Genomic DNA, 12,651 nt, shown 5'->3' with positions numbered 1-12,651 from the left:
AATAATAGTTAATTTTAAAAATTAAATTTTGTTTGTTATTTTTTAGTTATTTTTTAATTATTTTCAGCCATTTATTCGTTTATTCGTTTATTATTATCTAGTCTTCCCTAATTATGTAATAAACTTGATATATCAAACTCAAAATCTTTTGTCCTTTGTAAGTTAAAAAATAGTCCCCTCGTTCATGATTTTGAGATATTAATTTGGAGTACTGAAGTTTTCGCAAATGGAATAATAAATTGCCCCCTCGTATTCCAGTAATGTTTGATAGTTCGGAATATGTCCTATCTGACATTAAAAGCGAGTTTAGTATTATTAATCTTCTTTCATTGGATAATGGTTCAAATACTTTTATTACTTCCTTTTCAGATATTTCATTGATTTTTATCTTATACTCATTATCCATATCTAATCCATTATCTTTAAAATAAGTCTCGTTACTTTTAAAATTTACATCGGTGACTGTTTCAAATTCATTAGATCGGTTTTCCAATGTAATTTCATTTTTTTCAAATTCTAATTCTGAAAAATTTTCATAATTTAGTTTGGGGTTATTTTTTATGCTAATATTGATGTATTCAATTAAACATTTTTTCAATGCTTTTAATTCTTCCTTTATTGATTTTAATTCAGATAAATATTCGTCATTTTCCTGCACAATTCCACCGCATATGCCAATCCATTTTCATAATTTTGTATTATGTCGTAAATAAATATCTGTATGTATCAATCTAATTTATACGCCGTTTTTTTAATCCATATATTATTATATTTATTGAATTTTTTGCTATATATTAATTACTAACTAATTTAGTGGGGATTATTTTGGAGTAATAATAAAAGAAAAATAATTAATAGTGTGTGAAAAAATAAATACGAAATAAAAAAACAATAAAAAAATACGAAATAAACAATAAATAAACAATAAAAAAACAATAAAAAAATACGAAATAAACAATAAATAAACAATAAAAAAAAATTATAATTGGAATTAAAAAGATTATATGTATTATAATCTTTTATGGAGTAAGTAAGAGAGTCCTACAACTGCTAAACCTACAAATCCTAAGTTTAAGAGTACTGAAACCCAGTAGCCCATGCTAACTGTGTAACCAACTATCAAGTAACCGAAGAATGCGCACATACCGATTAAAGTTGTGTATGGCAACTGTGTGTTAACGTGGTCAACGTGGTTTGTACCAGCACCTGCGGAACTCATAATTGTTGTATCTGAAATAGGGGATGAGTGGTCACCGTATATTGCACCACCCAATGTAGCTGCTACGAATGGAACAACTAATTCTATATTGCCTAAGCTTACGGCAATAGGAACTGCAATAGGTAATACTATACCAAAAGTACCCCAGGATGTACCGGTAGCAAATGCCATAAATCCTGAAATTGCAAATAATAATGCAGGGATTATTTCAACAGGTATTGAACCCTGAATTACGGATGCAAGGAACACACCAGTGTTCAAATCTCCTTTAATGATTGAACCTAAGGTCCAAGCCAAAATTAAGATACTTACAGCAGGTATCATCAATTTTGCACCTTTTCCCCATAATTTAGCAATCTCATTAACTGGAACAGCTTTTGTAGCTATGAAGTAAACTGTAGTGAAGATTAATGATAATAATCCACCCCAGAATAAACCCCATGAAGCATCAATACTGGTAATAGCATCAAATAAACTTGCACCACCTAATATTCCACCTGAAACAAGCATAGCTGACACGATTGAAACAATTAAAACTAATATTGGAATTACTAAGTAACTTACTTTTCCGTTTCCTAATGGTTCAATTTCTGATTCTGCTGAAGCTTTGTCTACATTACCGTGGAATAAATCACCAGTTTCTTCTGCAACTTTCTCGTGGTCTTTCATAGGTCCAAAATCCCATTTTAATTTTGATATTATTACTAAAACCATGAATAAAGCAACTATTGCGTATGAGTTGTAAGCAATCGCTGACATAAACACATCTGAAGGTGTCATATGTGCTAAAGCGTCACTACCTACACCTGCATCTTTTAAGTTACCCAAAACAGCAGCAAACCAGCTTGAAACAGGCATAAGAATACATACAGGTGCAGCAGTTGAGTCAATAATGTAAGCTAATTTAGCCCTTGAAATGTTAAATTTGTCGGTAACTGGTTTCATAACTGTACCTACAGTTAAACAGTTAAAGTAATCGTCAATGAACAACAATAAACCTAAAATTGATGTGGAAACGCATGCTCCCTCTTTTGATTTAATTTTTTGTGCTGCCCAATTTCCATAAGCGAGGGCTCCTCCTGCTCTGGTAATCAAAGCTATCAAAGAACCTAACATAAATAAAAACAACAAAATTAACAAATTCCATAAGTTACCAGCTTCGGTAAATGAAGAAACGCCTGTAATTGACATAATTTCAATACTACCTAAAAAGCTATCAATTAAGTGCATAGGAATGTTACCTAAGTTACTCATATTAAATATTAAGGAACCTGCCACAATACCTAAAAATAAGGATGTGTATACCCTCTTAGTCAAAAGTGCTAATCCAATCGCCACAATAGGCGGAACTAACGATAATAGTCCAAAATCCATTGTTTACCTCCAAATAAGTAATTTTAAAAACGTTTGTATACAAACTATATAAAACTTTTTAATTCATTACTGTGAATTAATGAATTTAACGTTTAATTAAGCTTTTAATTTAAATATAACCCTATATTCGAGTATATATTCGATTATATATCAGATTATTATATATCATAATAGTATTAAACTTTAAAATTGTTTAAATTAATACATAACTAATTTTATTATACTATATTTTTATAATTTTTGATTTAAAATAATCTACTAAAAAAAGAAAAAAGAAAAGAAATTAATTATATTTATTATTTTATCAATTATTCTAATTCTGTGTATTTTAATGATTTTTTAACAACTTCAGGGTTCATTTTACCAGCTGTTACTAATTTGCCGGTTCTCATGTCGTTGATTGTAACAACTGCAGGAGCGAACATTCCTTTGTCGATTTTGTAGAAGTCGTATTCTGCTTCTTTGAATACTTCTAAGAATGGTTTTCCGTATGTTTCAGCTGAACATGAAGGTAAAGCTTTACATAAAGCTTCTACATCATCACTTTCATCACTTTCAATGTAGTAGTATGTTCTACCGCCGTATAAAACCATATCGTTTGTAGCACCCATCATTTTCATGTCGTCTCCTACAATAGGAGCTACTGGTGCAATACCTGCTGCAAATTTAACTTTTCTTACATCAAAGTGTAAAGCTTCTAACATTTTGTATGTACCGTTTTCTACAACTCTACCGCTGATTTGGATAGCACCAACTAATGATGAAGTAGGAGCTACTAATAAGTATACTTTATCAACAGCTACGCCACATTTTTCAGCAACGAACTCAGCTACTTCTGCGTTTGGTAATGTTGAAGCTTCTAAACATAAAATAGCAATATCTGCATCATCTTCATAGTCAATTTCTTCGTATGTAGCTTTTGGCATTTTTGCTAAAGCTCTCGCAGGTCCTGAACCCATAGCAAAGAATTTGCCAACTTTAATGCTCCATCCAGCTTTTTGAGCGCCTAATGTAGCGATTGCAGGTTGTGAGGTTTTAACTTTTACACATGGTAATACTATACCATTTTCTAAGGTTCCAGCAATGCTAACACCAACGTGAGCAACACCGCCTAAACAGATTTTTGTAAATAATTTACCAGCTTCGAAGCTACCGTCAACATTAACACCACAGTCTAAAACTGTAGCACCATTTTCTAATTTTAAAACATCGATTTTCATTTCTTCGGCATTTTCTATCATTTTTTCAACGATAGGTAATGATGCTCTGTTCACACTAATCATTTTTTCACCTTAGTCGATATTAGTTTTGTTTTATTGTTACATCGTTTATGTTACAATATATATTTGATAGTTTGTAGTATATTTCTATAGTTTTCTATAGTATATGTCTATTATATTGTATTATATTATGACAATTATATTCAAATTAAATAATAAAGATTTTTTTACGAAGAAATAATCTGTAAAGATTACTCCTTTAAAGTTTAATCTCTTTTAATTTTTATATGTTTTGATTTGATTTAAAAAAATTGTTTTAAAAACTTTGCTATATAAAATAAATACTAAATAATAGCTAAATAATAGCTAACTAAAAAATAAAATAAAACATATATTTGATAATTAATAGCTTTACGATTAACCGCTCATAAATCGGTATTTTGTTAAGTGATATTAATTACGGAGTTTACCCAGGTTCTTGATAAATAATAAAATATATATAATATAATGATGCGGATATATGTTTATAACTTCAATATGTATATCAAAATGTAGCTATAAATTTTTTTATCAATAGATATAAAAATAATTAGCGTGTATGAATTTATTATGGTGAACTTATTTTAAAATAATGTTAAAATAATGTTTTAAAATAAAATGGAAATGTACTAAAAAAAGTACAATAATGTACTAAAATATTTTAAAAATATTCGAAAGTATTCAAAAATATTCAAAAATATTCAAAAATATTTCTAAAAATTTAGACTTATTATTTCATAATTTTATAATAATCACTAGTTACTATCATACGAATATTTAAGATATGTACAAATACATAATTTAAACATAACACGAGAGATGTGTGATAAAATGGTTTCAAAAGGAAGTAGAATAAAAGTAGACTACATCGGTAGATTTGAAGATGGAGGGATATTTGACACCTCTATTGAAGCAGTAGCAAAAGAAGAAGGTTTATACGACGAAAACAGACCTTACGAACCTTTAGAATTTGTAGTAGGCGAAGGACAAATGATACAAGGCTTTGAAGAAGCAGTATTAGACCTCAGTGTTGGTGAAGAAATCACAGTTACATTACCACCTGAAAAAGCTTACGGTCAAAGAAATGACGAATTAGTTGAAAAAATCCCAAGAAATTTGTTTGAAAATGCAGAATTTGAACCTGAAGAAGGTATGTGCATCATGTTGGGAGAAATGTACCCGCCAGCAATTATCGCGGAAGTTACAGAAGAAGAAGTTGTTATTGATTTCAACCCTGAATTAGCAGGAGAAACATTAGTATTTACAATAAAATTATTAGAAGAAGTAGAATAAGTAAATAATTAGAATAAATACGTAAATGAATAAACAATTAAACAATATAACTTTCTAATAATTTTCCAATTATGAATTAATTAGCAATATACCAATTACTATTTAATTTAATTTTTATTGTTTAGTTGATTATCTTGTTTTTAAATATTTATTAAAAATTATCAAACCTATTAAAATTATTTAATTAATATTTATGTTTATTAAACTTATTAAATTATTAAATTTATTAAAACTTATTATTTGGTTCCAATACGGTGAAAAAAATGGCTAAGAAAAAATCCGCAGAAACACAGGATGATTTAAAATTAAAAGTAGCACAAGAAGCGTCTAAATTAGTTAAAGATGAAATGGTTATCGGTTTAGGTTCCGGTTCAACCGCAAACATGTTTATTAAAGAATTAGGAAAAAGAATAGTGGAAGAAGAGTTATACATTTACGGGGTACCTACATCCTTTGACGCTAAAATGTTAGCAAGTCAATGTGGAATACCATTAGTTTCACTCGACCAAGCAGGTCAAATCGATCTTGCAGTAGATGGTGCAGATGAAGTAGAAGAAGGAACCTTAGCACTCATAAAAGGCGGTGGCGGTTGCCATACAATGGAAAAAGTTATCGATTATTCCGCTAAAGAATTTGTAGTTTTAGTTGACGAAAGTAAAGTAGTGCCTTCATTAGGTGAAAATACACCGGTACCTTTAGAAGTATTACCTTTCGCATACTCAACAGTTTTAAACACATTATTAGAAATGAACACCGCTCCTTCAATTAGAGTTTCAGGCGGTAAAATGGGTCCAGTTATCACAGACAATGGAAACATGATTATCGATGTATTTACAAAAATAGATGAAGCAGCTGTAAAGGAAAAAGAGTTAAACAACATCGTGGGAGTTGTGGAAAACGGTATTTTCTCAAAATGTGACAAAGTACTCGTAGGTAACAGCACTAAAAAAGTAAAAGTTTTAAAGAAATAATTAACTAATTACCTAATTAATTAAATAAAATATGAATAATTTTTTTTATTTTTTATATTAATATTATATTATATTATATTTTACTTTATTTTTACTTTATTTTATTTTTAAATTTTAATTTCCAACTTATTTTTTTATAATAAATCACTTATACTATTATATTGATTATATCTTTTTAGCTAATAATATATTACCACAAATGGGGTTTATCCAAATTAGCGAATTATTTAAAATTTAATATAATTTAATATAATTTAATATAAATTGATATTAATAAAGGTGATATTTTGAAAATAAAACCATCATGCTCAATATGTATAAGTAGACAAATAGTTGACGCAATAAACGAAATAACGGACGACGACGCCAAGAAATTCGAGTTAATAAAATCCACCATGCAGAAAATAACCGATGTTTATGGTGCTGAAGCTGTCCCTGCGTGGATGGGTACCCATGTACACAGACATATAAAAGACATCAGCAATTCCAAAGACCCTTACGAGAAATTAAAGAGAAATGCAAACGTATATGCAAAGCAATACCTCACAAAAACCATTCTCGATGAAGTAAACGAAGGGGACGAATTAAAACGGTTACAAAATAAGGCAAAATTAGCAATTGCGGGAAATGTAATTGATTTCGGACCTTATGGGACTAAAGATAATATCGAACATAAGGTTGAGCAAACAATAGAAGGAATTTTAGATATTGACTATTCAAAGGAACTTTTAGAGGATTTAAAAAACAAAAAAAGCAATGAAAAGTCAAAAATAATATATATCTGTGACAATGCCGGCGAAATAGTATTTGATAGACCATTAGTTGAAGAATTGATGAATTATGCAGATGTGACAGTTGCAGTAAAAGGTAAACCAATTTTAAACGATGCTACAATGGAAGATGCCATAGAAGCAGGTATTACTGACATAACAAAAGTTATAACCAGCGGTACAGACGTAATTGGTACAAGGTTTGAAGAATCTTCCGAAGAGTTTAGAAATGAATTTAAAACCGCTGACATTGTTATTTCAAAAGGTATGGGTAACTACGAGAGTTTAACCGAATATGAGCTATTAAAAAATGAAAATAGTAGTTCAAAACCAATATACTATATATTCAAAGCAAAATGTGAGCCTATTGCAGAATATAACAACGTACACGTCGGTGCAAATGTATTATTAAAAGGTACAATCTTTTATAACTTTTAAAAGATTAATTTTAAAATTATTAATTTAAAAAAGAAAATTAAAAGAAGATATGTGATTTAAAAGTATTTTTAAATTATTTTATATCTTACTTTTTTATATTCTTACTTTTTTATTTTTTACTTTTAATATTATTATTCTTATTATTCTTATTTTTTATTTTAATCCCGAGATTATGGTTTTTTATGCCATTCAACTTTTTGATTATTTTCTTTATCGGTTATTGTTAACTTATAACCCCAATATTCGCAAGAGTATGGTACAAATGCTTTCAATGAACAACTACCCATCTCAATAAGCTGTCTATGGTACTTAGTTTCCCAATAGGGGGTTAATTCATACAATTCATATTGATATTCACGATGTGAAAAATCCGCTTCTTTGTACAAAGTTTCTTCAAATCCCAGTTTTTTCCCCATTTGATTTTCCAAAGCACCCTTACCTTCAGTTTCTAACCTATGTTTGAACCATTCAAAATTTTTGAATCTATCCTCTTCAGTATCGACTATCCCGGACACCTCATTGCCTATATAGTCAATATTGTATACGAATTTGTTTGTAAAAACAATTTCTTGATGGTTATACTGGCTACCATCCCTATTGTCTATAGTTTTAGATTGACCAGGAATTAAAAAAGACTGCTCATCCGTAATTTGAATTTGTAGTGTTTTGTAATTTATCGAGTTTCTTTCTATTTCTTTTCCATTTAACCACTCATTGATATAAAATTTATTTTCCGCACTGTTTCCATGTTTATTCTTAACAGTGACGTACTCTGGCAACCATCCTGAATTTCCAACTGTCGCATCTGTGGATAATTTTATTTTGTAAATATCTCCAATATCCTTACCGTTATTCAATTCCAATTGAACTAGGGAACCTTCTTTAAAAGGATTACCCGCTAAATATTCATTTAATATGTATTTTTTACTTACTCCAACGTCACCATATAGTTTTAAAAAAACATTCGAATCAGTACCTGCATATTTACGGTCTTGAGTCTTTATTTGGACAATATATCTTTTATGTTCATCTTCCGGCATATTTTCACCATTTTTCAATTTAACTTTTTCAATTTTCAATTATTTTTTTATTTTTATTTTTATTTTGTTAAATTGGATTTAAATTGATAAATATGGTACATTAACGAGTAATTTGTGTATTTGCCGATAATTTTGTATGATCTATTAAAATAATTAACATATAATAGAGGTGTATGAAAAATATAGATTTAAAAATATTTTTAAATTATTTTTAAATTATTTTTTTATTTTTATTTTTTACCTTTTATTTACCATAACATTTTGGTTGTTTTGAGCATCTATCCTAATTATCTTATAACCGCCAAATTCCTTTTGATAAGGTACAAGTAGTTCTATAGAGCTATCGCCCATACTAACCATGTCCCTATAATAGTTTGTTACCCAATAAGGCGTTAATTCAATCATTTCCTTTGCAGGGATTGTCATAGCTACGCTTTCTTCAATCAACTCTTCAGTGCCTATTTTTTTCGCAATCTGATTTTCAACCGCCCCAGTAGCTTCTAATTTTACGCACATTTCAAAGTAATCTAAAAATGAACCCTTTATTTCAGTACCTGTCGAAATAGTCGAAGCTGTTTTTTCTAAAAAATCTATTTCAGTCGTAAACTTACTTAAAAATCTAAAGCTATAGTCTATAGGTTCGTTACCTTGCCTATTGTCAAATATTTTAGTTTCTCCCGCCACGGATATCGAATTTTGTTCAATAGGGTCAACTGAAGCACTATTGTAATTTACCGCATTTCTCTCAACTTCGTTACCATCAAGCCATTGATTAACGAAGAATTTAGTTTCTTGCCTATCGGAACCATCGTTTATAACTGTTATAAAGTCAGGTAACCAGCCAGAACCTGCAAATCTACCGTCGGTAGATAATTTTATTTTATATATATCCCCAATATCTTGTCCAACATCTAATTCAACGTGGTCTGTCGCGTTTCTTTTAAAAGCGTTTCCTTTAATATATTTATTTAACCTGTAGGTTTCACTAATTCCTCTTTCCCCATATAATTTTAAGAACACATTTGAATCAGTGCCAGCATATCTTCTATCTTCTGTTTTTATGTTTATTTTATATTTTACACCCATTTTCTCCCCTTTATTATTTTTGAGTTCATGGTTTTCTAACCATAGATATTATTTTAAAATTAATTCTTTAAGTATATATTCATTGTATTAGATATTCGAATATATGATTACATTCATTCAACTAATTTACAAGCTAATTTGTAATTTACAGGGGAACAGGATTTATTTTTAAAATATTCTGTCGTATACTAAATATTATTGAATATTGGCAAATATTACTAATTTATATATCTTAAGAAGTTTTTTATTACTCTTTTTAGTATGTTTCTTATAGTCTATTATTATATTATTATTTTTCGTATACGCACTAATTATCTCAAAAATTTTCCATTAATGTCTAATCTTTATATACTATATTCCATATTATATTATTTAAAATACATTTAAATTTAGTTTTAATTCAATTAAACATATATTATATTCTAATATCGTATTTAATTTAGTTTAATTTAATTTTAATAATAAATAGGTGTCATTCGTGAAGAATTTAAAAGGTATACTATTGCCTGCATTAATAGTCGTTGCTTGGGAGGTTTTTGCAATTTATGTGGGAAGACCAACTGTAATTCCCAGATTGGAAGCAATAATTGCAGTATTGTTAAACCCTACAATGACTCTGTTAGGTACTGGTACAATTATCGATAACTCAATTATAAGCATTACAAGAGTTTTAACCGGATTTTTGGTAGCTTTTGCAGTTGCAGTCCCTATGGGTATTATGATGGGATATTACAAGCCCATAAATGACATTTTTGATACGTTTATAGAACTTTTAAGACCAATACCACCATTAGCGTGGGTTCCTTTAACCTTAGCTTGGTTTGGTGTAGGCGGTGTTTCAATAATTTTTATCATATTCATAGGTGCATTTTTCCCTATATTGATAAATACCGTCGCAGGTGTAAAAGAAGTCCCAAAAATTTTGATAGAGGCTTCAAAAACGTTAGGTTGTACAGGAGCTAACGTTTTGAAAAAGGTAATCATACCAGCAGCTTCTCCGAGCATATTAACAGGTTTAAGAGTCGGAGCAGGTATTGCATGGATGTGTGTGGTTGCAGCAGAGATGTTGCCCGGGAGCGATTCCGGATTGGGCTATTTAATCATGTACGCATACTCATTAAGTAGAATGGATATTATTGTGGCCGCTATGATAGTTATTGGTATTATAGGTATAGTTTTAGACCGTGGATTAAGATATATAGAAGATAAGAAATTTAAATGGAAATCCATGGTTAAATAAGATAACTAATAGAAAAATAATAGAAAAATAAAAAAATAAGATAATTACAATAGATAAGATAATTAAAATAATTAAGATAATTAATCTAACTAATGCAATTATAAAATAGATAATTAAAACAAATAATATACAAATTAACCGAAAATTAATAAATGGGTGTACTTCATGACTTTGCAAATTAAAAACGTTACAAAGAGATATACGGGTAAAAATGAAGTACTTGCAGTAGATAACGTTTCCTTGGAAATCGGTGAAAGTGAATTTATATCAATTGTAGGCCCTAGTGGTTGCGGAAAATCAACACTTTTAAGAATGGTTGCAGGACTCGAAACAATATCCGACGGGGAAATAATATTCAATGGAAACAAAGTAGAAGGCACAAATGCAGAACGAGGTATGGTATTTCAACAATATACACTTATGCCTTGGCGAACTGTGCTACAAAATATCACTTTTGGTCTTGAAGTTAAAAACATTCCAAAAGAAGAAAGATTAACTATTGCAAGAAAGTACATACAAATGATTGGTTTAGAAGATTTTGAGAATTCATACCCTTACGAATTGAGTGGCGGAATGCAACAAAGAGTTGCAATAGCTAGAACTCTTGCAAATGATCCCCAAATTGTACTTATGGATGAGCCTTTTGGTGCATTAGATGCTCAAACTAGATCCATGTTACAAAATCATCTCTTAAAAATATGGGAAACAGATAAGAAAACAATACTTTTTATAACTCACAGCGTAGACGAAGCAATTTACTTATCGGACAAAGTTGTCATTATGAGTGCAAGACCCGGTAAAATTAAAGAGATTGTCGATATAAATATTGAAAGACCAAGGAGTAGGATTAGTTCTGAATTTTTAGATTATAAGAAAAGAATATACGATAGTTTAAAAGAAGAAGTTTTAAAATCCTACAAATAATTAAAATATTTAAATTTACTAAATATTATTAAATATTTAATTTACAACTATCAATAATTATTAAATATTCTGTAAAATTTATTACTTATTCTAAAAAAATAAATGACCCGTTAAATACTTAAATAATAAAGGGTAATAAATAATAGTTAAATTTTTATAATTATATTAAACATTAATAATTATATTTTTTTAAAGTATGCCATATTTGTAATTGCGAATAGATAATTATAAACAATATCGTAATAACTATTTGGTATATTTTAATAATCTATAAAATGATTAATAGTCGATGGCTAATAATCATAATATTTTATACTACATTTGGTAATATAGTTATGTAAAAATTATGGGTTTAATAGAGATGTATTAAATACTACTATTACTTATTTTATAGAAATTGTTCAACACATGTCTATATAGGCATAATTGTTTCAATCTTACCAAGAAAATTATATGCCACAGGGTTTGGGTGATAATTTGGATAATAAAGATATGGATATTTTAAATATGCTTATGGATGATGGCAGAATGGCATTTACCGAAATTGCAAAAAAGCTTAAAACAAGCGAAAGTTCTGTTAGAAAGCGAGTAAAAAAGATGGAAGATGAAGGGGTTATTAAGGGGTATACAACCAACATAAATACCTCAAAACTTGGATACGGCGTAGTTGCTTTAACTGGTTTTGACACAAACCCTGAAGATTTTTTATCTGTTGCACAAAGTTTATGCGAGTTTGAGGAGATTAAAAAAGTGTATACCTCAACTGGCGATCACATGATTATGACAGAAATATGGGCAAAAGATGGTAAAGAACTATCAGACATCTTATTTAATAAATTGGGCACTATTAAGGGTATTAAAAAAATATGCCCTGCAATTATCCTCGAGCAATTAAAATAATACGCACAAATACTAAATAAAATTGAATATACATGATATACAATGATAATAGTAATAATTAATCGTAATAATTAATAATTATAATATTAATAATAATTAATAAATAATTAACAACCAATAACTAGTAATTAATAACA

The 12,651-nt window shown here is 28.9% G+C and carries 11 protein-coding genes; 6 read left to right on the top strand and 5 right to left on the bottom strand.

The genetic code is table 11. From position 1 onward, the window contains the following. Positions 1–97: 97 nt before the first annotated feature. The 3 genes from J2127_RS08545 to mch form a co-directional block, all read right to left on the bottom strand. The gene (locus J2127_RS08545; protein WP_209732611.1) at positions 98–658 is read right to left on the bottom strand and encodes a winged helix-turn-helix domain-containing protein; all 561 of its coding nucleotides are present in this window, start codon (positions 656–658) and stop codon (positions 98–100) included. A 351-nt stretch (positions 659–1,009) separates the two neighbouring features. Then, positions 1,010–2,593: a Na+/H+ antiporter NhaC family protein gene (locus J2127_RS05750; protein WP_209732610.1), complete on the bottom strand. Its 1,584-nt coding sequence runs from the start codon at positions 2,591–2,593 to the stop codon at positions 1,010–1,012. A 308-nt stretch (positions 2,594–2,901) separates the two neighbouring features. Beyond that, the gene (mch, locus tag J2127_RS05745) at positions 2,902–3,876 is read right to left on the bottom strand and encodes a methenyltetrahydromethanopterin cyclohydrolase (protein WP_209732609.1); all 975 of its coding nucleotides are present in this window, start codon (positions 3,874–3,876) and stop codon (positions 2,902–2,904) included. 807 nt (positions 3,877–4,683) lie between these two features. Between mch and J2127_RS05740 the strand changes: the two genes are divergently transcribed. The 3 genes from J2127_RS05740 (at position 4,684) to J2127_RS05730 (ending at position 7,324) form a co-directional block, all read left to right on the top strand. Continuing rightward, positions 4,684–5,145: an FKBP-type peptidyl-prolyl cis-trans isomerase gene (locus J2127_RS05740; RefSeq protein ID WP_209732608.1), complete on the top strand. Its 462-nt coding sequence runs from the start codon at positions 4,684–4,686 to the stop codon at positions 5,143–5,145. Between the two features lie 263 nt (positions 5,146–5,408). Further along, positions 5,409–6,116 (top strand): ribose-5-phosphate isomerase RpiA, encoded by a 708-nt coding sequence (rpiA, locus tag J2127_RS05735; protein WP_209732607.1) that lies wholly within the window; start codon positions 5,409–5,411, stop codon positions 6,114–6,116. Positions 6,117–6,403: 287 nt separating this feature from the next. Further along, positions 6,404–7,324, top strand: coding sequence for a damage-control phosphatase ARMT1 family protein (locus J2127_RS05730; protein ID WP_209732606.1), 921 nt, complete (start codon positions 6,404–6,406; stop codon positions 7,322–7,324). A 170-nt stretch (positions 7,325–7,494) separates the two neighbouring features. Here the strand turns inward: J2127_RS05730 and J2127_RS05725 are convergent, their stop codons facing one another. Further along, on the bottom strand, positions 7,495–8,364 hold the full coding sequence (locus J2127_RS05725) for a PLAT/LH2 domain-containing protein (RefSeq protein WP_209732605.1): 870 nt from the start codon (positions 8,362–8,364) through the stop codon (positions 7,495–7,497). Positions 8,365–8,601: 237 nt separating this feature from the next. Continuing rightward, positions 8,602–9,450, bottom strand: a complete 849-nt coding sequence (locus J2127_RS05720) for a PLAT/LH2 domain-containing protein (RefSeq protein ID WP_209732604.1) — start codon at positions 9,448–9,450, stop codon at positions 8,602–8,604. A gap of 478 nt (positions 9,451–9,928) precedes the next feature. Here J2127_RS05720 and J2127_RS05715 point away from each other — a divergent pair, with 478 nt between their 5' ends. The 3 genes from J2127_RS05715 to J2127_RS05705 all read left to right on the top strand — a co-directional run bounded on the left by J2127_RS05715 (position 9,929) and on the right by J2127_RS05705 (position 12,514). Beyond that, positions 9,929–10,690 carry an ABC transporter permease gene (locus tag J2127_RS05715; protein WP_209732603.1) on the top strand — a complete coding sequence of 254 codons (762 nt, stop codon included), beginning with the start codon at positions 9,929–9,931 and terminating at the stop codon, positions 10,688–10,690. A gap of 165 nt (positions 10,691–10,855) precedes the next feature. Beyond that, positions 10,856–11,614 (top strand): ABC transporter ATP-binding protein, encoded by a 759-nt coding sequence (locus J2127_RS05710; protein WP_209732602.1) that lies wholly within the window; start codon positions 10,856–10,858, stop codon positions 11,612–11,614. 477 nt (positions 11,615–12,091) lie between these two features. Then, positions 12,092–12,514, top strand: coding sequence for a winged helix-turn-helix transcriptional regulator (locus tag J2127_RS05705; protein WP_209732601.1), 423 nt, complete (start codon positions 12,092–12,094; stop codon positions 12,512–12,514). Positions 12,515–12,651 lie beyond the last annotated feature (137 nt).

The sequence above is a fragment of the Methanococcus voltae genome (assembly GCF_017875395.1).
Taxonomy (GTDB): Archaea; AGJL01; Methanococci; order Methanococcales; family Methanococcaceae; genus Methanococcus; species Methanococcus voltae_C.
This window is presented reverse-complemented; position numbering and strand designations above follow the sequence as displayed.

Bases quoted from the DNA above. Each gene is read 5' to 3' on its own strand.
- J2127_RS05750 (WP_209732610.1), bottom strand. From the start codon at position 2,593: ATGGATTTTGGACTATTATCGTTAGTTCCGCCTATTGTGGCGATTGGA.
- mch (WP_209732609.1), bottom strand. From the start codon at position 3,876: ATGATTAGTGTGAACAGAGCATCATTACCTATCGTTGAAAAAATGATA.
- J2127_RS05740 (WP_209732608.1), top strand. From the start codon at position 4,684: ATGGTTTCAAAAGGAAGTAGAATAAAAGTAGACTACATCGGTAGATTT.
- rpiA (WP_209732607.1), top strand. From the start codon at position 5,409: ATGGCTAAGAAAAAATCCGCAGAAACACAGGATGATTTAAAATTAAAA.
- J2127_RS05725 (WP_209732605.1), bottom strand. From the start codon at position 8,364: ATGCCGGAAGATGAACATAAAAGATATATTGTCCAAATAAAGACTCAA.
- J2127_RS05720 (WP_209732604.1), bottom strand. From the start codon at position 9,450: ATGGGTGTAAAATATAAAATAAACATAAAAACAGAAGATAGAAGATAT.
- J2127_RS05710 (WP_209732602.1), top strand. From the start codon at position 10,856: ATGACTTTGCAAATTAAAAACGTTACAAAGAGATATACGGGTAAAAAT.